The organism is Aliivibrio sp. S3MY1 (genome assembly GCF_028765575.1).
GTDB lineage: Bacteria > Pseudomonadota > Gammaproteobacteria > Enterobacterales > Vibrionaceae > Aliivibrio.
On the sequence record NZ_JARACO010000005.1, the window covers coordinates 1 to 24,553 of the forward strand.

Here is a 24,553-nt window from a genome sequence, read left to right on the forward strand (position 1 = left end):
ACAAAATAAAAGCGCTGAATTATATTCAGCGCTTTTATTTTCTTTAAAATTAATGCTGTGAAGCATTAACCCCACAAAAAAATCCCTGCTCTTTAGAATATTCTGATTCCTATAAATTAAAGAATCGAACCGTCTATTTATCTGCATATATTATTGTCTCTTTAATTAGATACAGTCGCAGAGGAACAGTTATATCTGTTAATTACCATATAACTAACAGAGTTATCCACATATTATTTTTTGTGGATAACTCTGTTAGTTGTTTGGAAATCATCTTCCAAAAAAGAGTTTAAATAAAGATCTTGTTTCTATTTTATGATCGAAGATACTTTCATGTAACTGTATCCTTATGATAAATAAGGAAATATTGTTTTATATGCATTGTTTTTAGTGATTTGAAAGATCTTTTTGCTTGACTTCTTTGATCCTAATCATATTCCTGTCTTGTGTTTAACTTTTCGATTATTCCTATTGTTTACCCTGTCTAATAATCTTTTCCACATTTTTTTTCGATACACTTCAACTTTATTGACTTAATGAACCGTAACACAAGGCTTTATGCTTCATTTATGCATCTCTAGGTAAACCTTTTTCGATAATTCGGATGAGACGTTGCTCTTTTCTATTGGTATTTATTTGTTGAGATTGTTGCTGCTCTATTGCCCAAAGAAGGTGAATATCGAGATTATCATTGAGCCCAAGACGTTGATGTAATGCTGATATGATCATTTCAGAGTGTGGCGCATTACCCATTGCGATTGCGATGTTACGCAGCCATTGGTAATGACCAATACGACGGATTGCAGAGCCTTCCATATTTTTTAAAAAGGTAGACTCATCCCATGCAAAAAGAGAGAGTAAGTTAGCGTTGTCTAGAGACTCTCTACGATGAAAGTCATTTTGCTGTGTTATATCTGCTTCACGGTTCCAAGGACAAACGAGTTGGCAGTCATCACAGCCATAAATTCGATTTCCCATTAACGAACGAAACTCTTCAGGAATAACCTCGCTGTTTTCTATGGTTAAATAAGAAATACAACGACGGGCGTCAATCACTCCATTTTCTAATATCGCATTTGTTGGGCATGATGTGACACAGGCGGTACATTTACCACATTGGTTCTCAACAGGAGAATCAACCGGCAGTGGGATGTCAATTAAAAGCTCGCCTAAGAAAAACCAAGATCCGGCGTCTTTATCAAGTAGAAGCGAATGTTTTCCTGTCCAACCAAGTCCCGCTTTTTCTGCTAAAGGTCTTTCTAAAATTGGTGCAGAATCAACAAAGGGACGATAACCAAGTTGCTCAACTTCGGCTTCGATTTTTTGACCTAGTTTTTTAAGTTGATTACGAATGAGTTTGTGGTAATCACGACCGAGCGCGTATCGACTGATATAAGCTTGTGTAGGATCGCTTAAATTACTTGCAAAACCAGCTTGAGGAGGTAAATAATCCATACGGGCACTGATGACTCTAATTGTGCCAGGATGAAGTTCATTGGGTCTTGCTCTCATTACGCCATGACGAGCCATCCAGTCCATAGAGCCATGATAGCCAGCATTAAGCCATTGCTCTAAAGCAGCCTCGTGCTGAGATAAATCAACGTCACAGATCCCAGCTTTTTGAAAGCCGAGTTCTTGTGCCCATAGTTTGATGTTATTTGCGAGTGCTTGATAATCGATATTCACAGAGAGAGTACATTTTTTTATTACAGTATTATAAGTAAAAGTTTATCATATAGGATTGATAAGACGTACTTCAATGCACTCAAAAGACATTGAATCAACGCAATCTATGCGAGCTTGTGTGTGAAAATTCAGCAAATAAATTGTGAATTTGATACCAAGTCCATCAATTTAGACAATTAAAATAGTGAAATTAGTGAATAATGGAACGCTTTGAATTTAATTTAGCTACTGAAGACGACACGGTTGAATTTGGTAGACAGCTCTCTCAAGCTTGTACTCAACAAACCACCATCTATTTACATGGTGATCTTGGCGCAGGTAAAACAACCTTTAGCCGAGGATTTATTCGTTCATTAGGTCATGTTGGTAATGTAAAAAGCCCAACATATACGTTAGTTGAACCTTATGAACTGGATAAATGGCAAGTGTATCATTTTGATCTGTATCGTTTGGCTGATCCTGAAGAGCTAGAGTTTATGGGTATCCGTGATTACTTTACTGATGATGCTATTTGTTTAGTTGAGTGGCCAGAAAGAGGGGAAGGGTTATTACCAAGTCCTGATATTGATATTGATATTCGCTACGATGGCGAAGCTCGTCATGTTGTGATCACGGGTAATAATGAGTATGGATGTAGTTTAGTACAGCGGTTGAATTTGTGTTAATCGGTAAATATTTTCGAGTTATTTGGTATGCGCTATTTGTGGTTTTAACAACAAGTAGCTTTTTTGTGTCTGCTAATACCTTAGAGGGGATTCGAGTTTGGCCATCGCCAGATGAAACTCGCATAGTTATAGATCTAAACTCAGAAGCTAACTATAGCTATTTCACGCTTAGTAGCCCTTATCGTTTAGTGGTTGATCTTAAAAATACCAATGTAAAAGCAAAGCTACCACTTAGCGTTAGTGATAGTAAGGTGTTATCAAAAATAAGAGAGAGCTCTGCGCCATCAAAAGGGACGACTCGACTTGTTTTTGAATTAAAACACTCTGTTACTGCAGATATTTTTAAATTATCACCGACCCCTGGTGGCCAGTACGGACATCGTTTAGTGATGGATTTACCTCATAAATCTAAAGGAAATTCAAAACCGGTTCAAAGTAAACCTGCGGCATCTTCAAAACCAATTATTCACTCCCAAGACAATCAAATTATTGGAAGTGGTGAGATTATTATTGCCATTGATGCAGGACATGGCGGGGAAGACCCTGGTTCCATTGGACCGACAAGGAAATATGAGAAGCATGCAACCCTTGCAATATCGAAGAAAGTGGTCGCGCAAATAAATGCTCAACCGGGCATGAGAGCAATACTTACTCGTAGTGGTGATTACTTTGTTAATTTAAATCAACGAACTGAATTAGCTAGAAAAAATAGAGCTCACTTTTTAGTGTCGATCCATGCCGATAGCTTTAGCTCTCCAAAGCCACGAGGAGGCTCTGTTTTTGTGTTAAATACACGTCGTGCGAATACCGAAATAGGTCGCTGGGTAGAGAAGCATGAGAAGCAATCAGAGCTTTTAGGAGGCGCAGGAGATGTGCTATCTAAAAATAATAAAGACAGAAATGTAAGCCAAACTATTTTAGATATGCAGTTTCAAAACTCAACGGAAGAAGGCTATAAATTAGCGGTAAATGTACTTTCTGAAATGGGTAAAGTGATTAAACTGCATAAATCTAAACCTGCACATGCAAGTTTGGCAGTATTGAAATCACCAGATATTCCATCTATTTTAATTGAAACTGGTTTTATGTCGAACCCTACTGAAGAGAAGCAACTGTTCCAGCGTGCTCATCAGGATAAAATTGCTCGAGCGATCTCAAGGGCTATTACTCGTTACTTTAAAGATAATCCACCGCAAGGTACTTTACTAGCAGCAAAAGGACACCAGCAGAAACACAAAGTACGCTCTGGTGAATCACTGTCAGTTGTCGCGAAAAAGTACGGCACTACGACAACTAAGCTAAAAAGTGCAAATAAGCTTAAGAGCACGAGTTTAGCGGTAGGGCAAGTACTGATTATACCAAGTAATAAACCGGTGTATGTTGCTCCAAAAACGACGACATCAAGTTCAACGCAAGCACGTAGGATTATCACTCATAAAGTAGGTCCTGGTGAATATTTAGGAAAAATAGCATCTAGATATAAAGTATCAACCAGTAGCATTCGATCATTAAATAGATTGAAGTCAGATACCTTATTTGTCGGTCAAAAATTGAAAGTAAGCATGGTTGCCCCTGTGAAGAAACATACGGTGAAACGTGGTGATTTCTTAGGTAAAATTGCGACTAAATATGGAGTGTCTGTATCCAGTCTTAGAAAGGCCAATAAATTACGTTCAGATGAATTGGCAATCGGACAGGTACTCGTTATACCAACCAGTTAAAGGACAGGGTTATGCCAATTCAAATCTTACCAGCTCGATTAGCCAACCAAATTGCGGCGGGTGAGGTTGTAGAGCGCCCTGCTTCTGTTGTAAAAGAGCTTGTCGAAAACAGTATCGATGCGGGGGCAACTCGCATCGATATTGAGATTGAAAAAGGCGGCAGTAAGTTAATTCGTATTCGTGATAACGGGTTTGGTATCGCAAAAGATGAATTAACCCTCGCTTTAAGTCGACATGCGACCTCAAAAATAACCACTCTTGATGATCTAGAAGCCATTGTTAGTCTTGGTTTTCGTGGCGAAGCGCTTGCTTCGATCAGCTCAGTTTCTCGCCTAACATTAACCTCTCGAACCGTTGCTCAAGAAGAAGCATGGTCAGCGTATGCTGAAGGTCGAGATATGACGGTAAAGTTAAAACCAGCGGCTCACCCAATTGGTACGACTATCGATGTGGTTGATCTTTTCTTCAATACTCCAGCTCGTCGAAAATTCCTTCGAACAGAAAAAACTGAATTCACTCATATTGATGAGCTATTAAAGCGAATCGCCTTGAGTCGATTGGATATTACGATCAATCTACGTCATAACGGCAAACAAATTCGTCAATATCGAGCGGCCCAAACGAAAGTTCAAGTTGAAAAGCGCCTTGCTGCGGTATGTGGTTCTAATTTTCTACAGCATGCATTAGAGGTTGAGCTAGAGCATGGTGAACTTAAATTTCATGGTTGGATTTCTGCACCAGAAGGAGCGCGAGCACAAGGTGATATCCAATACTGTTATGTGAATGGCCGTATGATGAAAGATAAATTAATCAATCATGCTATTCGACAAGGTTATGAATCGTCTCTACTGGCCAATCAATATGCGGCATATATTCTATTTATTGAGATTAGTCCTCATGATGTCGATGTGAATGTTCATCCGGCTAAACATGAAGTGCGTTTTCATCAAGCTCGCTTAGTGCATGATTTTATCTATCAAGCGATTTATGGTGCATTGCAGCAAAGTGCAAGCTTGTCGAATATGCCAATGAGTGAATTGACTTATGATCATGACGTCGAATCTGAAATCGTTATATCTGACAGCAAAGAAACGTATTTTCCACCAATGAAAGAATACGTTCGTCAACCGTATCAAGAACGTGTTGATAAAACGGAACAATTAAGAAAGGCGGTAGATTCGACACCAAGCTACCCAAATAAAGCCCCATCAGATTCTTGGGTTTCTAATAAGCCTTCTCAAAAAGCGCTGAACACGTATAAGGCATTATTAAGCCCTGCGAATGAAGGCAAAGCCTCGTCATATAATCAAGTAAAAGAAGCTCGTTTAAATCAAGTTGTGCCAGAGAGTGTTGAGAAGTGTGTACCTATGGTTTCGGCTACTTCAAATGAAGCGGTCCCTCTTGGTAAAGTATTAACAATTGTTGAGAAGGTCTTTGCCTTGCTACAGCAAGATGGGCAATTGCAATTATTGGACTTGCGATATGCTGAATTTGTAAAAAGTTATGGTCAGTTGAACAGTGTTCATTTTGAACCTTTGAAGCCTCAACCGTTATTAATCCCTATCTCTATTGGTATCGAAGAAGAAATTTGTAATAAAGTATTGGATTATGCTTTATTCTTGAAACCTCTTGGTATTGATCTTAAAGTAAAAAACAAGACAAATATAATCGTTATGGCGGTTTGTCAGCCGATTAGACAGCAGAATTTACAACAATTGATCCCGAATCTGTTAAGGTATCTAGATAGCATTAATCCATCACTTGAACAGGTGATAATTTGGCTTTCTCATCAAATTCAGCATGAAGAAGCCAGTTACAGTACCGCTCAGGCGATACAGCTAGTGATGGAATTAGAACAGTTATGGGGAAGTGAACTACCCAAGTTTAATAAAAAACTGTTAAAAAATATCGATATTACTCAAGCGGTACAAGCATTTAGTCATGAATAAAGCATTACCTCAAGCCATCTTTTTGATGGGACCAACAGCATCAGGAAAGACAAACTTAGCAATTGAATTGCGAAAACGTTTTCCTGTAGAGTTGATAAGCGTAGACTCAGCCCTTATCTATAAGGGAATGGATATTGGTACGGCAAAACCAAATGAAGAGGAACTTTTACAGGCTCCTCATCGTCTTATTGATATTCTTGACCCAAAAGAGAGCTATTCAGTGGCTGACTTTCGTCGTGATGCCCTGAAAGAGATGGATGACATTGTTGCTCAAGGAAAGATACCTTTATTGGTTGGTGGTACCATGCTGTACTACAAAGCGCTACTTGAAGGTCTTTCACCATTACCAGCAGCGGATGCTGATATTAGAGCTCAAATTGAGCAAGAAGCGGTGCAATTTGGATGGGAAGCAATGCATGAACAATTAAAAACGATTGATCCTGTATCAGCAGAGAGAATTCATCCAAATGATCCACAACGACTTTCCCGAGCGTTGGAAGTATTTCGAATTTCGGGTAAAACGTTAACCGAATTAACCCAGATTAAAGGTGACCCCCTACCTTATGAAGTGCATCAATTTGCGATAGCACCGAAAGAGAGAGCGGAAATTCACCGTCGAATTGAACTACGTTTCAAGATGATGATGGACGCCGGTTTTGAAGCAGAGGCTCGTACCTTGTATGAACGCGATGATCTTCATGCTGACCTTCCTTCTATTCGTTGCGTAGGTTATCGACAAATGTGGGACTATTTTGATGGGGAGGGTACATTAGATGACGCGATCTTCCGTGGCGTGTGCGCTACTCGTCAATTAGCCAAGCGACAAATAACCTGGCTACGTAGCTGGAAAGAATTAACTTGGCTGGATAGTGATGACATTGATGGTGCCCTACATATGATCTCTGATCGTTTGGAGAAAAAATAAGCACAAAAACGTATCAATGTTGTTTAACTTCAGAGCATTTAGTCATAAGCTAAAGACTAATAGCTAAATAAAATTACAATTACAAACCAAAAAGGAAAAAAAATGGCTAAAGGGCAATCTTTGCAAGACCCATTTTTGAATGCGCTGCGTCGAGAAAGGATTCCAGTGTCTATCTATTTAGTGAATGGGATTAAATTACAGGGACAAATCGAATCATTTGATCAATTTGTTATCCTATTGAAGAATACAGTAAATCAGATGGTATATAAGCATGCGATCTCGACTGTAGTTCCCGCTCGTGCTGTAAGCCATCACACTGCAAGTGATCGCCCACAAGGCGAGCGTCCACAAGAAACAACGGAAGAATAGTCCTATTCTATTATTGAATAGAGGGGCTATTAAGGAGTTAATGCTTGTTTGACCGTTATGAATCCGGTGAACAGGCTATTCTTGTGCATATTAACTTCACTTATGAAGGGGAGTTAGAAGATCTCGATGAATGTAAAATGTTGGTATCTTCTGCAGGGGTAAACACACTAAGTGTTGTGACGGGAACTCGTCAATCCCCACTCCCTAAATATTATGTAGGTGAGGGTAAGGCACTAGAAATTGCCGATGCTGTTCGAGCGAATAATGCGGATATCGTGATTTTTAATCATGCACTGTCCCCTGCTCAAGAGCGAAATTTAGAACAAATATGTCAGTGCCGAGTAATAGATCGTACAGGACTAATACTGGATATATTTGCTCAACGTGCGCGAACCTATGAAGGTAAGTTGCAGGTTGAATTAGCACAATTACGTCATATATCTACTCGGTTGATCCGCGGATGGACACACCTTGAACGTCAAAAAGGCGGGATTGGTTTACGTGGTCCCGGTGAAACTCAATTAGAAACCGATAGACGATTATTGCGAGATCGTATCAAAGCAATTCTACGTCGATTAGGTAAAGTAGCAAAGCAGCGAGAGCAAGGTCGCCGAGCAAGGCTCCGAGCTGAAATTCCAACCATTTCGTTAGTCGGATACACCAACGCAGGGAAATCTACGTTATTTAATCGAATTACCGAAGCTGGGGTTTACGCCGCTGACCAATTATTTGCAACACTCGATCCTACATTACGTAAGATTGATGTCGCTGATGTTGGTACTTCAATACTTGCAGATACTGTAGGGTTCATTCGTCATTTACCACATGATCTTGTTGCTGCTTTTAAGGCGACATTACAAGAAACGCAAGAAGCAAATATCTTGTTACATGTTGTTGATGCTAGTGATGAGCGTTTTCGTGAGAATATTGAAGCAGTAGATATAGTTCTTGAAGAGATTGATGCCCATGAGGTGCCTTATCTTCTCGTAATGAATAAAATTGATAACTTAGAAGATCAACAACCACGAATCGATCGTGATGAGGAAGGCATACCTAGGTGTGTTTGGGTTTCAGCAATGGAAGGCCAAGGCATTGAGTTGCTTTTTCACGCATTAACAGAGCGATTAGCTGGACAAATGGTAATGCATACATTGCAGTTACCTCCAGAATCGGTTGGGCGTCTTCGAAGTAAGTTCTTTCAAATGCAAAGCATTGTAAAAGAAGAATATCAGGATGATGGCAGCTTGTTGATTGATGTACGTATGCAGCAAGTTGATTGGTCTAAGTTAGAAAAACGTGAAGAGACTCCATTAAGTAATTTTATTATTACTAATGAGAGTTCACAGAATTCTTTGTCTTCATAATTACTTTGGAGTTTTCTAATGGCGTGGAATGAGCCTGGAAATAACAACAATAATAATGGCGGCGGCGATAATAAAGACCCTTGGGGTAATAAAAATCGTGGCGGTCGTGATCAAGGTCCACCAGATCTTGATGAAGTGTTTAATAAGCTAAGCCAAAAACTGAGCGGTAAGTTCGGTGGTGGCAATAAAGGCGGAAATAATAATGGTGGTGGCGGTTTACCTTCATTTGGCAATGGTGGTGCAATAGGCTTAGGTCTTATTGCTGTAGTGGCTATTGGTATTTGGGTATTCTCTGGCTTCTACACTATTGGTGAAAGTGACCGAGGTGTAGTATTACGCTTTGGGCAATACGATCGTATGGTTGATCCTGGTTTAAACTGGAAACCAACCTTTATTGACCAAGTGACACCCGTTAACATTCAATCAATTCGTTCATTAAACTCAAAAGGCTTAATGCTAACAAAAGATGAAAACGTAGTAACGGTTGAGATGGGAGTTCAGTACCGTGTTGCTGATGCTCATAAATATCTATACACAGTAACTAATGCTGATGACAGCTTGCGCCAAGCAACTGATTCTGCACTACGTGCCGTTATTGGTGATGCGAAGATGGATGATATTTTGACCAGTGGTCGTCAAGTTATCCGTCAACGTACGCAAGAAACTCTGAATCGTATTATTGATAAGTACGATATGGGTTTATTAGTTGTTGATGTCAACTTCCAACTGGCTCGTCCGCCAGAGCAAGTAAAAGCTTCATTTGATGATGCGATTGCAGCTCGAGAAGATGAAGAGCGTTTCATTCGTGAAGCAGAGGCCTACAGCAATGATATTCTTCCAAAAGCAACAGGTCGTGCTGAACGTTTGAAGAAAGAGGCTCAAGGTTATACCGAGCGTACCGTCAACGAAGCTATTGGTCAGATTGCACAGTTTGAAAAACTATTGCCTGAATACAATAGAGCACCTGAAGTGACTCGTACTCGTTTGTACCTAGATACAATGGAACGAGTATACGGTAATACAAGTAAGGTTCTGATTGATTCTGAATCAAATGGTAACTTGTTATATCTTCCACTAGATAAAATTACAGGTAATCAACAAGGTTCAGTGAAGTCATCTCCTAAAACATCAACATCATCATCTAAGAATTATGATTTTGAGTTAGAGAAGAATGGACAGCCAGATTCAAAGACTAATACTACTGGTCGTAACTCAACTCGTGAAGGGAGATATTAATCATGCGTAAGTTAATGATCCCAACGCTTATCGTTGTTATCGCTATTTTCTTAATGTCACTGTTTGTGATCCCAGAAGGCGAGCGCGGTATTGTTACTCGATTTGGTCGTTTGATTAAAGACAATAACGAAATTACACGTATCTACGAACCTGGTTTGCATTTTAAAATGCCAATGTTCGATCGCGTTAATACGTTAGATGCTCGTATTCAAACAATGGATGATCAATCAGACCGTTTCGTAACTTCTGAGAAAAAAGACGTTATTATCGATTCATACGTGAAATGGAAGATCAAAGACTTTGGTCAATTCTACTTAGCGACTGGCGGTGGTAATATTTTAACAGCAGAGTCACTATTACAGCGTCGTGTTTCTGATGGCTTGCGAGCTGAAATTGGTAGTAAAACGGTGAAAGAGATCGTTTCTGAGAAACGTGAACAAGTAATGGCAACGGTACTTCTAGATTCTCAAGAAGGCACAGGTGACTTAGGTATTGAAGTGATTGATTTACGAATCAAGAAAATCAACCTACCAGAAGAAATCTCTGAATCGATTTACCGTCGTATGCGCGCAGAGCGTGAAGCGGTTGCTCGTAAACTACGTTCTCAAGGTCGTGAAAAAGCAGAAGTAATTCGTGCTCAATCAGAACTTGAAGTCGCAACGATCATTGCTGAAGCGGATAAAACAGCACAAATTACTCGTGGTGATGCCGATGCAAAAGTTGCAAAACTGTATGCAGACACGTTTAATAAAGAGCCTGAGTTCTTTAGCTTTATCCGTTCATTGAAAGCCTATGAGAGATCATTTAATAGCAAGAACGACATCTTAGTACTTGATCCTAAGACAGACTTCTTCAAATACATGAATGATCCAAAGGGTGGAAAATAAATCTAACTCTAGATTTTGATCCGCTTTAATTAACAAGGTCCTACGGGGCCTTGTTTTGTTTCTGCACATGATTAAGTTTATTAAGAGGTCTGTATGAGCAATGCGATTTGGTTAGCCATTGGTGGTGTACTCATTGTGGAAGGGCTAGGTCCATTAATTGCGCCTAATGGGTGGCGTAATATGGTGGCGCAATTAAGTGAACAACCTGACAATACTTTGCGTCGTATCGGTGGTTGCTTAGTGGTTGCTGGTGTCGTTATTTGCAGTGTGATGCTCTAATATTCGCTGAAAATATAGGATTGTGTCTTTATTTTTGATTTTATTAGAAAAATAAATCACAACCTTGTTTATATTGATAGCGCTTTATTATGAAAATGAGATTTTAACTAAAAATACCTGAAAGATTTTTCTATCAATGCTAGAATCCATTTTTAACTAACAAGCAGACTTGGAAAGATGGGAAATAACGTTGTCGTTCTGGGCACCCAATGGGGTGACGAAGGTAAAGGTAAAATCGTAGACCTTTTAACTGAAGATGCAAAGTATGTGGTTCGCTATCAAGGCGGTCACAATGCAGGCCACACTCTAGTTATCGACGGTGAAAAAACCGTTCTACACTTAATTCCATCAGGTATTTTACGTGATAATGTTGAATGCATTATCGGTAATGGCGTAGTGCTTTCACCTGATGCTTTACTAAAAGAAATGGCGCCACTTGAAGCGCGTGGTATTCCAGTTCGTGAACGCCTATTCATTTCTGAAGCTTGTCCTCTAATTCTTCCTTATCACGTAGCGCTAGACCAAGCGCGTGAAATCGCACGTGGTAACAAAGCAATTGGTACAACAGGTCGTGGTATCGGTCCAGCGTACGAAGATAAAGTATCTCGTCGTGGCCTACGTGTTGGCGATCTATTTGATAAAGTTGCTTTCGCTGAGAAACTAAAAGAAGTAATGGAATACCATAACTTTGCATTAGTTAACTACTATAAAGTAGATGCAGTAAGCTATGAAGAAGTTCTTGAGCAAGCAATGAGCTATGCTGATCTACTAACTTCAATGGTTATCGATGTAACTGATACTCTTGATGCAGCACGCAAGCGCGGCGACAAGATCATGTTTGAAGGTGCTCAAGGTACACTTCTAGACATCGACCACGGTACTTACCCTTACGTAACCTCTTCTAATACTACCGCTGGTGGCGTTGCTGCAGGTTCTGGTTTTGGTCCTCGTCACTTAGGTTACATCCTAGGTATTACTAAAGCATACTGTACTCGTGTAGGTTCTGGTCCATTCCCTACTGAGCTATATGATGGTTTAGAGAAGCAAGATCCAATTGGTAAACACCTAGGTACAGTTGGTCACGAGTTTGGTGCAACGACTGGTCGTTTACGCCGTACTGGTTGGTTCGATGCCGTTGCTATGCGTCGTGCAATTCAAATCAACTCACTTTCTGGTATGTGTCTAACTAAGCTAGACGTATTAGATGGTCTAGAAGAACTTAAAATCTGTACTGGTTACAAGATGAATGACGGTTCTGTACTAGACGTTTCTCCAATGGCTGCTGAAGCATTTGAAGAAGCAACACCAGTATACGAAACTATGCCTGGTTGGTCTGAAAACACATTTGGTGCGAAAACAATTGAAGCGCTTCCACAAGCGGCTTTAAATTACGTTAAGCGTATCGAAGAGTTAACAGGCGTGCCTATTGATATTATCTCTACTGGTCCTGACCGTAACGAGACAATCATCAAAGTACACCCATTCCAAGCGTAATCGCTTAGCGAATGAAGAAAAACCAGCTCATGTAGCTGGTTTTTTTATATCTGTTGTTTTGGTTTCTAATGTCTAGACCCTAGACTTTGCCTCTTCCCCATTAAGCTTCTAAATTTCATGTAATCAACAACTTATAAAGTATGGGCAAAAAATTGCCACTTAGGGCAAATTTTGTCTAAAGAACTTGCCGCTGACGTCGATACAATAAATACAGTTATAAAGAGTTGATGAATTATGAAACTACGACATCTCATAGCAGCTTGTATGGTAGCCCTTGCTCCCATGCATGCTTCTAGCGAAGAGATCGGGGAACCGATCCCAATTTATACCGAAAACCAATTATTCCGGTTGTTTGATACTAATTCACAGTTAACTCGTGTGAAGAACGTAGATAATTGTCAATTAGTTGAAGATATCGTTGCACGAGCAACTAAAATTGATTCTCCTGCTTATGAGTTCCTTTATGGAGACATGTTAGCGTGGGGAGTATGTGTGGACCGTGATGTAGAGCTAGGGCTTTACTATATGGAAAATGCAGCAAGGCAAGGCTTGCCAGCGGCACTTGAGCAAATTGGTCGATATTATGCCAAGGGTACATTAGTGCAACAAGACAGAGAGCGAGCAATTCCATACTTGCGCGAAGCTGCAGGAATGGGAAATGTAAACGCTCGTATTCATCTCGCTGAGTTACTTCTGAGTGATTACGGTAGCCCGCTAGATTACGAAGATGCGTATCGATGGTTATATAACACAGTTACTGCCGATGGACGTAAACATAAACGGATTGCTAACCTAAGGGATGGTTTAGAAATGCGTATGCCTGGCAATGTAATTGCGAGAGCAAAAAGACGAGATACCTTCTGGTAGAATTTAAGTGTTAATAGTTAACTGTTATTGTTAAGTATGTAATTTCATCAGCTCAAAAAAACGCCCAGCGATAAATTATCGCTGGGCGTTTTTGCATTTAAGACGTTATTAATTTATAGAACTTTATGAGGGCCAAAGCACTCATAATGAATACGATCTTCAGTAACACCCAGTTCAATCAATTGCTTCGCGACATATTGCATAAAGCCAACAGGACCACAGAAGTAGTAGTGAGTATTATCAGAAACGATCTCTTGTTTAACCTCGGTTAAATTAATTAAACCGTTAAACTGGAAGTCTTGATTTAGCGTATCTGTTTCCTGTGCTTGGTTATACCAAGTATACGCAGAGATATGTTCATGCTTTTCAGCTAAAGCAGCAATGTGTTGTTTAAATGCATGTTGGGAGCCATTTTCCGTTGCGTATAACCACGTTACTTTTTCTTCATGTTGGGTAAGTGTTTCTAGCATCGAAAGAGTCGGAGTTAAGCCAACACCAGCAGAAATAAGCGTAACAGGAGTTGATGCTTCAACTTCTAAGAAGAAATCTCCAGCAGGGGCTGTAAGGTTTACTTTATCGCCAATATTCAGAGATGCATGTAGGTAATTTGATGCTTTACCGCCGTCTTCTCGTTTTACTGAAATACGATATGTTTTTTCTTGTGGTGCGGAAGATAGGCTGTATTGGCGAACTTCTTGGTTTTCAAACTCTTCTGGATTTAAGTAGATACCTATGTATTGACCTGGTTTGAAGTGTGAAACAGGTTGATCATCTGTCGGCATAAACGTGAAGCTAGTGATGTGTTCACTCTCTTTTTCTTTAGCGACTAATTCAAACTCGCGCAGTCCACGCCAACCGCCATCAAGAGCGTTGTTATCTTGATAGATCTGCTCTTCACGTTGAATGAATACATTAGCAAGTACGCCATAAGCCTCGCCCCATGCATCTAATACTTCTTGACCTGGAGAAAACATCTCATCAAGCGTCGCAATTAAGTGGCCGCCAACAATATTGTATTGCTCGGCGGTGATCATAAAGCTCGTGTGTTTGTGTGCTATTTTTTCAACCGCAGGCAGTAAAACGGCTAGGTTTTCAATATTACCCGCATAAGCACAGATCGCATTGAATAGCGCTTCTCGTTGATCGCCATTACGCTGATTACTCATATTGAAAATATCTTTTAACTCAGGGTTATGAGTAAACATACGATCATAGAAATGAGCCGTTAATGCAGGACCAGTTTGTGCAAGTAATGGAATCGTTGATTTGATAATGTCGATAGTATTTTTGTTGAGCATAGTTGTTACCTTTAAAGATGTATTTATTATATATGTTATAAGTTGTATCTAAAATATATCTTTTAGTCAAGAGAAGAATTACAATAAAAAAGAGATAGGGAGAGGATATGCAACTTACAAATTTTACTGATTTTGGCTTGAGAGCCTTGATATACCTAGCATCATTACCGAAAGATGAATTGACTAGCATTACAAGAGTGACTGAAACATTTGATGTGTCGCGTAACCACATGGTGAAGATTATCAATAAACTGGGTCAAGAAGGTTACGTAAAAACCGTTCGAGGAAAGAATGGGGGAATTTGCTTAGGTAAGCCTGCTCAACAGATCATTATTGGTGACGTTATTCGTTCGATTGAACCATTACAAGTCGTTAATTGTGCTCCTGATTTTTGTCATATTACATCAGCATGTCGATTGAAGAGTGCCCTTGCTAAAGCCAAGAAAGCGTTTTTGGATGAGTTAGATAACTATACGATTCAAGATATGCTTACAGATAACAGCGAATTACTGATTTTGTTAAAGCGAGTTTAAGCTTGTAATTCAAGATCCTTTCCTATCTGTTGTTTCTATACTCAGGTACAATTACCTTATTATCTCCTCCGACTAAGCAGGTCAGCCTATGTCTAAGATTATTCAAAACGATCCTTTCAAAGATCGAGAAGCAGAAAAATACGAGAATCCAATTCCAAGCCGTGAGTGCATTCTTGAATTTTTCCAAAAAGCAGAAGCGCCTTTAAATCGTAATGACTTATTCGAAGCCCTAGGTTTATCTGGTGAAGATAACTATGAAGGCTTACGTCGTCGTTTAAGAGCGATGGAGCGTGACGGACAATTAGTTTTCACTCGTCGTCAGTGTTATGCATTACCAGAACGCATTGAAGTATTAAAAGGTGTGGTACTTGGACACCGTGATGGGTTCGGTTGGATCCGTCCAGAAGGCAGCGTTGGTAAAGACAACGATGTGCTTTTACCTTTCCACCAAATGAAGAAACTCATTCATGGTGATGTGATACTAGCTCAGCCAACAGGTACTGATAAGCGAGGCCGTAAAGAGGGCCGCGTAGTTCGAGTATTAGAACCTCACAATGACGGCATTGTTGGTCGATTCTTTATTGAAGATGGTCAAGGTTTTGTAGTGCCTGATGATTCACGTATTAATCAAGATATCTTCATCCCTAATGAGCACAAAATGGGTGCTCGCATGGGGAATGTCGTTGTGATTAATATCACGGACCGTGGTGGCCGTGCTCGTGGCATGTCAGGTCAGGTTATTGAAGTTCTTGGTGAGAATATGGCGCCAGGAATGGAGATCGATATTGCACTGCGTACTCACAACATTCCTCATGTATGGCCTACAGCAGTGGAAAAACAAGTTGAAGGTCTGGCAGAAGAAGTACCAGAAGAAGCAAAAGTAGGCCGTGTTGATCTTCGTGAATTACCATTAGTAACCATTGATGGTGAAGATGCTCGAGATTTTGATGATGCGGTATTCTGTCAAGCTAAAGCCTCTGGTGGCTGGCGTTTATGGGTTGCGATTGCTGATGTAAGCTATTACGTTCGCCCAGACAATGCATTGGATAAAGAAGCGATTCAGCGTGGTAACTCGGTTTATTTCCCTGCGCAAGTGGTTCCAATGTTGCCAGAAGTATTATCGAATGGCCTGTGTTCATTGAATCCACAAGTTGACCGTTTATGTATGGTGTGTGAGATGACCATCTCAGCATCTGGTAAATTGTCAGGCTTTAAGCATTACGAAGCAGTAATGAACTCACACGCTCGTCTAACTTACAACAAAGTAAGTGACATTCTAGATGGTGATGAAGAACTGACTCAACGTTATGAGCCATTAGTGCCGCATCTTAAAGAGTTACACAACATGTATCAGGTGCTAAAAACGGCACGTGAAGCACGCGGTGCAATTGAATTTGAAACCATTGAAACCAAATTCATTTTTAATGCTGATCGTAAAATTGATCGTATTGAACCGGTTATTCGTAACGACGCACATAAGATCATTGAAGAATGTATGATCTTAGCTAATATCGCATCGGCAAGCTTTGTAGAAAAAGCCAAAGAGCCTGCGCTGTACCGTGTACATGAGTCTCCAGGTGAAGAACGTCTGCAAGGTTTCCGTGATTTCTTAGGCGAGCTTGGTCTAAGCTTATCAGGTGGCTTAACACCATCACCAACAGACTATGGTCAATTGGTACACTTGATTGCCGATCGTCCTGACAAAGAATTGATTCAAACGATGCTACTGCGTTCAATGAAGCAAGCAGTATACAACGCAGATAATCAAGGCCACTTTGGTCTAGCATTGAAGCGTTATGCACACTTTACGTCGCCAATTCGTCGTTACCCAGATCTACTGTTACATCGTGCAATTAAATATCTAATTGCCAAAGAGAAAGGCCAAAACAACGATCGTTGGACCCCAACAGGTGGTTACCACTATTCATTCGATGATATGGATGTATTTGGTGAGCAATGTTCAATGACTGAGCGTCGTGCTGATGATGCTACACGTGATGTTGCTGATTGGCTTAAATGTGAATACATGCAAGATCATATTGGTGAAGAGCTAGAAGGTGTGATTGCCAATGTCACCGGTTTTGGTTTCTTTGTGCGATTAAATGATTTGCATATCGATGGCTTGGTTCATATTTCATCGTTAGCAAATGATTACTATCAGTTTGATGCTGCTGGCCAACGTTTAACGGGTGAAAGCTCGGGTCAAGTTTTCCGTCTTGGTGATCAAGTCACGGTTAAAGTGGTTGCGGTAAATCTTGATGATCGCAATATTGACTTTGAATGCACAAGTTCAATGCGTAAAGCGCGTGGTCACGGTAAAACGGCTAAAGACAATGCGAAGAAACGCGATGGCAAAAAAGAACCTCGCCGTGATCCAAACTTCAAAGCGAAGAAAAAAGGGGATAAAGCAGAGCCAAAAGGTCGTGGTCAATTAGGCGAACGTAAATCCAAAGGTAAGGGCAAAGTGAAATCAAAAGCTCAAGCCATGGTTGAACCAACAAAACGCCCAGACGGTTCTGCTGAAGAGGTTAAGGCAAAAAGAAAGCCAAAACCTAAGCACAAGAAAAAAGTGCGCGCAAGAAAACCTAAGCCAAAAGCGGAATAAGCAACCCTTCGATAATGAGGCAAACCAGCCTCATTAGAACCACTAATTTGTAATAGAAAGAAGCGATAACATGAGTAATGAATTTCTTTTTGGTATCCACGCAACCAAAGCAGTACTAGAGCGTGATCCGGCCCGTTTTATTGAAATATTTGTATTAAAAGGTCGTGAAGATGATCGTTTGCTACCGATCATCAAGGAACTGACTGATCTTGGGTTTAAAATCCAAGAGCTTCCACGTAAAACGTTGGATGACAAAGCAAATGGTGCGAATCACCAAGGTATTATTGCTCGTGTTACTCCTGCTAAGCAGCTTAATGAGCATGACTTAGATGACATCATCAACAAGACTGAGAACCCGTTGTTCCTAGTGCTTGATGGGGTTACTGACCCTCATAACTTAGGCGCTTGTCTACGTAATGCAGACGGTGCTGGTGTAGCTGCGGTTATCGTTCCTAAAGATAAGTCGGCATCAATGACAGCAACGGTAAGTAAAGTCGCGTGTGGTGCTGCGGAAGTGGTTCCTTTGGTTCGTGTAACTAACTTAGCTCGAACTATGCGTGCTCTGCAAGAGAAAGGCGTATGGTTTGTGGGTACTGCTGGTGAAGCGACACATGATGTATACCAAGCTAAGTTAACAGGCCCATTAGCTATCGTTATGGGCGCAGAAGGGGACGGTATGCGTCGCCTAACTCGCGAGACCTGTGATGACCTAATTAAAATTCCAATGGCAGGCTCTGTAAGCAGTTTAAATGTTTCTGTAGCGTCAGGTGTCTGTTTATTTGAAGCGGTACGTCAACGTTCGCTACAAGGCTAAATAGTCTATAAAAACCAGTGGCTAAGAGTGAGGGTGATGAGTATTTCGTTGCCTTCTTTTTTTTAACTGGATCAAAGAAAATATTTTTGTGATTTAGGTATCTTTTTCTTGCCAATAACGCTGTTTTTCTATACTATCCGCCGTTCTTAATTCTCAGTCTTTTTTTTAGTTCCTTGCTTCCCTTGGATGACTGAGCCAATCGTGGAAGCTGAATAATCCGTAAGGAGCAACCAATGCGTCATTATGAAATCGTATTCATGGTGCATCCTGATCAAAGCGAGCAAGTTGCTGGCATGATCGAGCGTTACACAGGTTCAATCACAGAAGCTGGTGGTACTATCCACCGTCTAGAAGATTGGGGTCGTCGTCAAATGGCTTACCCAATCAACAAACTGCACAAAGCACACTACGTTCTTATGAACGTTGAGTCTGAGCAAGCTGTTATTGATGAACTAGAAACTGCATTCCGTTACAACGATGCTGTTCTACGTAACATGATCATGCGTACTAAAGCTGCGATCACTGAGCCATCAGTAATGATGAAAGCTAAAGAAGAGCGTTCTGCTAAGCGTGAAGACGCTGCACCACGCGCTGAAGAAGCTGCTGCTGAGTAATTGATTTGATGACCAATCGATTGGAGTTAAGCGGTATTATCGCCAAGGCTCCGGTTCGAAGTCTTAGTCCTGCGGGCATACCTCATTGTCATTTTGTCATTGAGCATCGTTCGATTAAACAGGAAGCTGGCTTATCACGTGAAGTCTATTGCAGAATGAACGTGGTAGTGAGTGGACAAGGGTCTCAAGCTTTAACTGCAAACTTAGCTCAAAGCAGTAACGTTACGGTAGGTGGTTTTATCACTTATCAGACAGGCCGAAATGGCGTGGCGAGAGTAGTGTTACATGCTGAGCATATTAAATTAATTTAGATCTGGAGATAGCCCATGGCTCGTTTCTTCCGTCGTCGTAAATTCTGCCGTTTTACAGCAGAAGGCGTACAAGAGATTGACTACAAAGACGTAGCAACTCTAAAAAACTACATCACTGAAGCTGGTAAAATTGTACCTAGCCGTATCACTGGTACTCGTGCTAAATACCAACGTCAGCTAGCTCGCGCTATCAAGCGTTCTCGTTACCTTGCACTTCTACCGTACACAGATAAGCATCTGTAAGTCGATAGCGGTTTAATAAGTTTATAGAGGACTAAGATAATGCAAGTTATTCTACTTGATAAAATCGGTAACCTAGGTAGCCTTGGCGACCAAGTTAACGTTAAAGCTGGTTACGCACGTAACTTCCTTATCCCACAAGGTAAGGCTGTTATGGCAACTAAAGCTAACGTAGAGATGTTTGAAACTCGTCGTGCTGAACTAGAAGCTAACGTTGCTAAGCAACTAGCTGCTGCAGAAGCTCGTGCTGAGTCTGTTAACGCTCTAGAAGTTACAATCGCATCAAAATCTGGTGACGAAGGTAAACTATTCGGTTCAATCGGTACTCGTGACATCGCTGACGCTGCTACAGCTGCTGGCGTTGCAATCGCGAAAAGCGAAGTTCGTCTTCCTGAAGGCGCTCTACGTACAACTGGTTCTTTCGAAGTTAGCATCCAACTTCACTCTGAAGTATTTGCTACATTGAAATTAGAAGTTACTGCTGCTGAGTAATCACTAGCTAACTTATAATTTAAACGCCAGCCTTCGTGCTGGCGTTTTTTTTGTCTTTCAATTATATTCATATATCCTTTCGATTCTTCCGAACACTTTTTTCTATCTTGAAAATAACTCAATAACAACTTGAGAATAATTCATAATCCCCCACTTGACATTGAACTCCATAACATACATTCTGTAGACATATAGACATATAGACATATAGACATATAGACATATAGACATATAGACATATAGACATATAGACATATAGACATATAGACATATAGACATATAGACGTCTAAATGATGTCGGCACGGATGATGTATTTTTGCAATGCTATGTTTAGTATTGCAGCAGGGAGAGCAAAATATGGCCTATTCACACGCAAGCCACCTAGAATCACTAAATCAAAATATTGCTGAGCTTGATGGTAGTATTAATGTCTCTTTTGAGTTTTTTCCGCCAAGTTCGGAGAAGATGGAAGAAACATTGTGGAATTCCATTCACCGCTTAAAAACATTGAAACCAAAATTTGTCTCTGTTACTTATGGTGCGAACTCTGGCGAGCGTGATCGTACACACTCAATCATTAAAGAAATCAAAGAACAAACAGGTCTTATTGCGGCGCCGCATTTAACCTGTATTGATGCAAGTCGTTCAGAGCTTGTTGATATCGCTAATGATTATTGGGCAAATGGCATTAAAGATATTGTTGCACTGCGTGGTGATATTCCAGCTGGTGGCGGTGCTCCAGAAATGTATGCATCAGATTTGGTTGAGTTGTTAAAGTCTCAACATGACTTTGATATTTCAGTCGCAGCATTTCCTGAGGTTCATCCTGAAGCGAAAAGTGCACAGGCAGATCTACTTAATTTAAAGCGTAAAGTAGATGCGGGAGCGAATCGTGCGATTACTCAATTCTTCTTTGATGTAGAAAGTTACCTGCGTTTTCGTGACCGTTGTGTGTCTGCTGGCATTGATGTTGAGATCATTCCTGGTATTTTGCCGGTCTCGAACTTCAAACAAGCTTCTCGCTTTGCGAAAATGAACAATGTGAAGATCCCAGGTTGGATGGCACAGCAGTTTGAAGGCTTGGATGATGATCCAGTGACTCGTCAAATGGTTGGTGCAAGTCATGCGATTGATATGACGCGTATTCTAAGTCGTGAAGGTGTGAAAGACTTCCATTTTTATACACTAAATCGTGCAGAGCATACTTATGCACTCTGTCATACACTAGGTGTTCGTCCTTAAGGTTAAGAGACTCCTAAGCATTATTTATAAAGAACCGCTCACAGTAGCGGTTTTTTTGTGTCGGAATTCATTTAAAAGATAAAAGATAAAAGATAAAAGATAAAAGATAAAAGAAAAGGCCACCGAAGTGACCTTTGAATAATAGGAAGGGGGGGTAACGTTTAGGTTTAACCCGTGTTACGCATACCTGCAGAAATGCCTGCAATCGTAACCATTAGCGCTTCTTCAAGCTCTGGTGATGTCTCTTCTTGTTGACGAGTTCGGAATAGAAGCTCAGCTTGTAGCATGTTTAGTGGATCAACATAAATATTACGTAGTTTAATTGACTCTGAACCCCATGGGTCACTTTCCATTAAGTGATCGCTGTTCTCTACGTTCAATACCGCTTTAATATCCGCTTGTAATTGATTACGTAGACGCTCACCTAGAGGCCATAGAGACTTATCTGTTAAACGTTGATCATAGTATTCAGACATCTGTGGATTACACTTGGTGTAAACCATTTCAAGCATACCAAGGCGTGTAGAGAAGAATGGCCATTCACGACACATCTCTTCTAATAGCTCTTGGTGACCCTTATCAATTGAATATTGAATCGCTTCACCAGCACCTAGCCACGCAGGAAGAACCAAACGGTTTTGACTCCATGAGAAGATCCATGGAATTGCACGCAAGCTTTCAACACCACCATTTGGGTTACGCTTAGCAGGGCGAGATCCTAGCGGAAGTTTACCTAGTTCCAACTCCGGTGTTGCTGCACGGAAGTAAGGAACAAAGTCTTTTTCGCCACGAACCACATTACGGTAGGCTTCACATGACACTTCAGACAGCACTTCCATCAGATCACGCCAATCTTGTTTTGGCTCTGGTGGTGGCAGAAGATTAGCTTCAAGGATCGCACTTGCGTATAGGTTAAAGCTGTTTACAGCAACTTCAGGTAGACCCAATTTAAAGCGGATCATTTCCCCTTGTTCTGTTACGCGTAAACCGCCTTTTAAACTTTTCGGTGGCTGAGACAGAAGGGCTGCATGTGCTGGAGCGCCGCCACGGCCAATAGTACCGCCACGGCCGTGGAATAAAGTAAGCTCAATACTCTCTTTCTCACACACTTCAACCAGTGCTTCCATCGCGCTGTATTGCGCCCAACCTGCTGACATTACACCAGCATCTTTTGCAGAGTCAGAATAACCGATCATTACCATTTGGTGGTTCTGGATAAAGCCACGGTACCAATCAATAGAGAATAGCTGTTCCATGACCTCTTTTGAACGATTCAAATCGTCCAGAGTTTCAAACAATGGGCACACATCCATACGGAATGGACAGCCAGCTTCTTGAAGTAATAAATGAACCGCTAATACATCAGATGCAGTGCGAGCCATTGAAATAACATAAGACCCTAATGCTTCTTTAGATTGCTCTGCAACGACTTTGCAGGTATCGATAACTTCTTGAACATCAGGAGATGGCTCCCAATTACGAGGTAAAAGAGGTCGCTTAGAGCTTAGCTCATTCACAAGGAAGGAGATTTTGTCTTGCTCGCTCCATTGGTCGTAATCACCAATGCCTAAATAACGAGTCAGCTCTGATAGTACATTTGAGTGACGTGTGCTTTCTTGACGAATATCTAAACGTACAAGGTGTGCACCAAACGCTTTCACACGACGTAACGTGTCTAGTAGTGAGCCTTCAGCAATGATACCCATACCACAAGCATGCAGTGATTGATAACACGCATACAGTGGTGCCCATAATTGATCAGCATCGGAAAGAATCGTTTTATTCGGCGCTCGTTCACCTTTCATTTGTGCATCAAGGCTTTCAAGTGTGTCGCCTAATAGTACACGAAGCTGTTTTAGGATCGCACGGTAAGGTTCGTGTTGATCACCTGCTAGTTCACGAACTTCATCAGAACATTTCACCATTGAAAGTTCACTGATCAGCTCGTTAATGTCTTTTAAATACAGATCGGCGGCTTTCCAGCGAGAAAGAAGCATCACTTCGCGAGTAATTTTGTGCGTTACAAATGGGTTACCATCACGGTCTCCACCCATCCAAGATGACATGTGAACGGGACGCGCATCGATTGGAAGGCCTTCACCTAAGTGACCTTCTAAACGTTGGTCTAATTCACGTAAGAAATCCGGAATACCTTGCCATAATGAGTTTTCAACAACGGCAAAGCCCCATTTTGCTTCGTCTAATGGTGTTGGGCGTTCTTGACGGATAACATCAGAGTGCCACGCTTGTGCAATCAGTTGCTCAAGGCGACGTTCTGTTTTATCACGCTCAGAGAAAGAGATATCACCCAGCTCAAGTTTTGATAAACATTCGTTGATTTTTACCAACTTGTTGATCATGGTGCGACGTGCAATTTCGGTCGGATGTGCCGTTAAAACAAGCTCAATGTTTAATTCACGAACCGCTTGTGCTGTATCCAACTTACTAACATCATTTTGGCTTAGTTTAGAGAATAGGGTGCTAATGGCATCAGGTTCACATACATGAGCTTCACAATGACGTGAAATCGTATGGTACTGCTCTGCCATATTAGTTAAATTTAGGAATTGACTGAATGCACGAGCAACTGGAGTCAGTTGATCATCAGGAAGACTTTTAATTTCTTCAATCAGTGCATTTCGGTCATCGTCGCTTCCTGCGCGTGCTGTTTTAGACAGCTTACGAATGGTTTCAACTTTTGCTAATAGCTCTTCACCATGTGCGTCTCGAATCGTGTTTCCAAGTAAGTGACCCAACATGCTGACATTGCTTTTTAAAGCAGCGTACTTTTCATTCATACATACTTCCTATACTGTAATTTTGTTACATCCTAAGTTTTTTCTACCACCAATCTATCCGAATTTACGGCGCTTCGTCAAATCCTGAGCAATAAACGATGGCTTTTTAAACAATATCTTGCCGTAGATCATCGAATATTCATTTTGATATTGACGGTTTTTG

General features: G+C 40.9%; 22 protein-coding genes. 19 read left to right on the forward strand and 3 right to left on the reverse strand.

Translation table 11 applies throughout. The features are described 5' to 3' along the window. Nucleotides 1-567 precede the first annotated feature (567 nt). Entirely contained in the window at nucleotides 568-1,680 is a 1,113-nt protein-coding gene (gene queG, locus PVK62_RS04720; protein ID WP_274442527.1) for a tRNA epoxyqueuosine(34) reductase QueG, read from the reverse strand. Nucleotides 1,681-1,886: 206 nt separating this feature from the next. Between queG and tsaE the strand changes: the two genes are divergently transcribed. The 11 genes from tsaE to motX all read left to right on the forward strand — a co-directional run bounded on the left by tsaE (nucleotide 1,887) and on the right by motX (nucleotide 13,442). Further along, on the forward strand, nucleotides 1,887-2,351 hold the full coding sequence (gene tsaE / locus PVK62_RS04725; protein WP_274442368.1) for a tRNA (adenosine(37)-N6)-threonylcarbamoyltransferase complex ATPase subunit type 1 TsaE: 465 nt from the start codon (nucleotides 1,887-1,889) through the stop codon (nucleotides 2,349-2,351). Beyond that, nucleotides 2,345-4,072: a LysM peptidoglycan-binding domain-containing protein gene (locus PVK62_RS04730; RefSeq protein ID WP_274442369.1), complete on the forward strand. Its 1,728-nt coding sequence runs from the start codon at nucleotides 2,345-2,347 to the stop codon at nucleotides 4,070-4,072. Before tsaE ends, PVK62_RS04730 begins: the two co-directional genes overlap by 7 nt. An 11-nt stretch (nucleotides 4,073-4,083) precedes the next feature. Further along, a complete protein-coding gene (mutL, locus tag PVK62_RS04735; protein WP_274442370.1) occupies nucleotides 4,084-6,021 on the forward strand; it encodes a DNA mismatch repair endonuclease MutL in 1,938 nt (645 codons plus the stop codon). After that, a complete protein-coding gene (gene miaA, locus PVK62_RS04740) occupies nucleotides 6,014-6,946 on the forward strand; it encodes a tRNA (adenosine(37)-N6)-dimethylallyltransferase MiaA (RefSeq protein ID WP_274442371.1) in 933 nt (310 codons plus the stop codon). The genes mutL and miaA overlap by 8 nt, the downstream gene beginning before the upstream one ends. Nucleotides 6,947-7,048: 102 nt before the next feature. Continuing rightward, nucleotides 7,049-7,315: an RNA chaperone Hfq gene (hfq, locus tag PVK62_RS04745; RefSeq protein WP_017022675.1), complete on the forward strand. Its 267-nt coding sequence runs from the start codon at nucleotides 7,049-7,051 to the stop codon at nucleotides 7,313-7,315. 44 nt (nucleotides 7,316-7,359) lie between these two features. Next, a complete protein-coding gene (gene hflX, locus PVK62_RS04750; protein ID WP_274442372.1) occupies nucleotides 7,360-8,679 on the forward strand; it encodes a ribosome rescue GTPase HflX in 1,320 nt (439 codons plus the stop codon). Nucleotides 8,680-8,697: 18 nt separating this feature from the next. Next, the gene (gene hflK / locus PVK62_RS04755; protein WP_274442373.1) at nucleotides 8,698-9,915 is read left to right on the forward strand and encodes an FtsH protease activity modulator HflK; all 1,218 of its coding nucleotides are present in this window, start codon (nucleotides 8,698-8,700) and stop codon (nucleotides 9,913-9,915) included. A gap of 2 nt (nucleotides 9,916-9,917) precedes the next feature. After that, nucleotides 9,918-10,802: a protease modulator HflC gene (gene hflC, locus PVK62_RS04760; protein WP_274442374.1), complete on the forward strand. Its 885-nt coding sequence runs from the start codon at nucleotides 9,918-9,920 to the stop codon at nucleotides 10,800-10,802. A 93-nt stretch (nucleotides 10,803-10,895) separates the two neighbouring features. Then, nucleotides 10,896-11,081 (forward strand): DUF2065 domain-containing protein, encoded by a 186-nt coding sequence (locus PVK62_RS04765; protein WP_060992657.1) that lies wholly within the window; start codon nucleotides 10,896-10,898, stop codon nucleotides 11,079-11,081. A 177-nt stretch (nucleotides 11,082-11,258) separates the two neighbouring features. Next, nucleotides 11,259-12,575, forward strand: a complete 1,317-nt coding sequence (locus tag PVK62_RS04770; RefSeq protein ID WP_274442375.1) for an adenylosuccinate synthase — start codon at nucleotides 11,259-11,261, stop codon at nucleotides 12,573-12,575. A gap of 234 nt (nucleotides 12,576-12,809) precedes the next feature. Further along, the gene (motX, locus tag PVK62_RS04775) at nucleotides 12,810-13,442 is read left to right on the forward strand and encodes a flagellar protein MotX (protein ID WP_274442376.1); all 633 of its coding nucleotides are present in this window, start codon (nucleotides 12,810-12,812) and stop codon (nucleotides 13,440-13,442) included. 113 nt (nucleotides 13,443-13,555) lie between these two features. Here motX and hmpA read toward each other — a convergent pair whose 3' ends face one another. Beyond that, nucleotides 13,556-14,740: an NO-inducible flavohemoprotein gene (hmpA, locus tag PVK62_RS04780; protein ID WP_274442377.1), complete on the reverse strand. Its 1,185-nt coding sequence runs from the start codon at nucleotides 14,738-14,740 to the stop codon at nucleotides 13,556-13,558. A gap of 107 nt (nucleotides 14,741-14,847) precedes the next feature. Between hmpA and nsrR the strand changes: the two genes are divergently transcribed. The 8 genes from nsrR to metF all read left to right on the forward strand — a co-directional run bounded on the left by nsrR (nucleotide 14,848) and on the right by metF (nucleotide 21,592). Then, nucleotides 14,848-15,273, forward strand: a complete 426-nt coding sequence (gene nsrR, locus PVK62_RS04785) for a nitric oxide-sensing transcriptional repressor NsrR (RefSeq protein WP_274442378.1) — start codon at nucleotides 14,848-14,850, stop codon at nucleotides 15,271-15,273. Between the two features lie 88 nt (nucleotides 15,274-15,361). Next, nucleotides 15,362-17,878, forward strand: coding sequence for a ribonuclease R (gene rnr / locus PVK62_RS04790; RefSeq protein WP_274442379.1), 2,517 nt, complete (start codon nucleotides 15,362-15,364; stop codon nucleotides 17,876-17,878). A 70-nt stretch (nucleotides 17,879-17,948) separates the two neighbouring features. Further along, nucleotides 17,949-18,692: a 23S rRNA (guanosine(2251)-2'-O)-methyltransferase RlmB gene (gene rlmB / locus PVK62_RS04795; RefSeq protein WP_274442380.1), complete on the forward strand. Its 744-nt coding sequence runs from the start codon at nucleotides 17,949-17,951 to the stop codon at nucleotides 18,690-18,692. Nucleotides 18,693-18,925: 233 nt separating this feature from the next. Continuing rightward, on the forward strand, nucleotides 18,926-19,306 hold the full coding sequence (gene rpsF / locus PVK62_RS04800; protein ID WP_005421140.1) for a 30S ribosomal protein S6: 381 nt from the start codon (nucleotides 18,926-18,928) through the stop codon (nucleotides 19,304-19,306). Nucleotides 19,307-19,314: 8 nt separating this feature from the next. After that, complete coding sequence (gene priB, locus PVK62_RS04805) at nucleotides 19,315-19,617, forward strand: primosomal replication protein N (protein ID WP_045101092.1); 303 nt, start codon at nucleotides 19,315-19,317, stop codon at nucleotides 19,615-19,617. A 15-nt stretch (nucleotides 19,618-19,632) separates the two neighbouring features. Next, a complete protein-coding gene (gene rpsR / locus PVK62_RS04810) occupies nucleotides 19,633-19,860 on the forward strand; it encodes a 30S ribosomal protein S18 (RefSeq protein WP_005421136.1) in 228 nt (75 codons plus the stop codon). Nucleotides 19,861-19,899: 39 nt separating this feature from the next. Beyond that, the gene (gene rplI / locus PVK62_RS04815) at nucleotides 19,900-20,349 is read left to right on the forward strand and encodes a 50S ribosomal protein L9 (RefSeq protein ID WP_061004787.1); all 450 of its coding nucleotides are present in this window, start codon (nucleotides 19,900-19,902) and stop codon (nucleotides 20,347-20,349) included. A gap of 358 nt (nucleotides 20,350-20,707) precedes the next feature. After that, complete coding sequence (metF, locus tag PVK62_RS04820; RefSeq protein WP_274442381.1) at nucleotides 20,708-21,592, forward strand: methylenetetrahydrofolate reductase; 885 nt, start codon at nucleotides 20,708-20,710, stop codon at nucleotides 21,590-21,592. Nucleotides 21,593-21,759: 167 nt separating this feature from the next. Here the strand turns inward: metF and ppc are convergent, their stop codons facing one another. Next, nucleotides 21,760-24,390 (reverse strand): phosphoenolpyruvate carboxylase, encoded by a 2,631-nt coding sequence (gene ppc, locus PVK62_RS04825; RefSeq protein WP_274442382.1) that lies wholly within the window; start codon nucleotides 24,388-24,390, stop codon nucleotides 21,760-21,762. Between the last annotated feature and the right edge of the window lie 163 nt (nucleotides 24,391-24,553).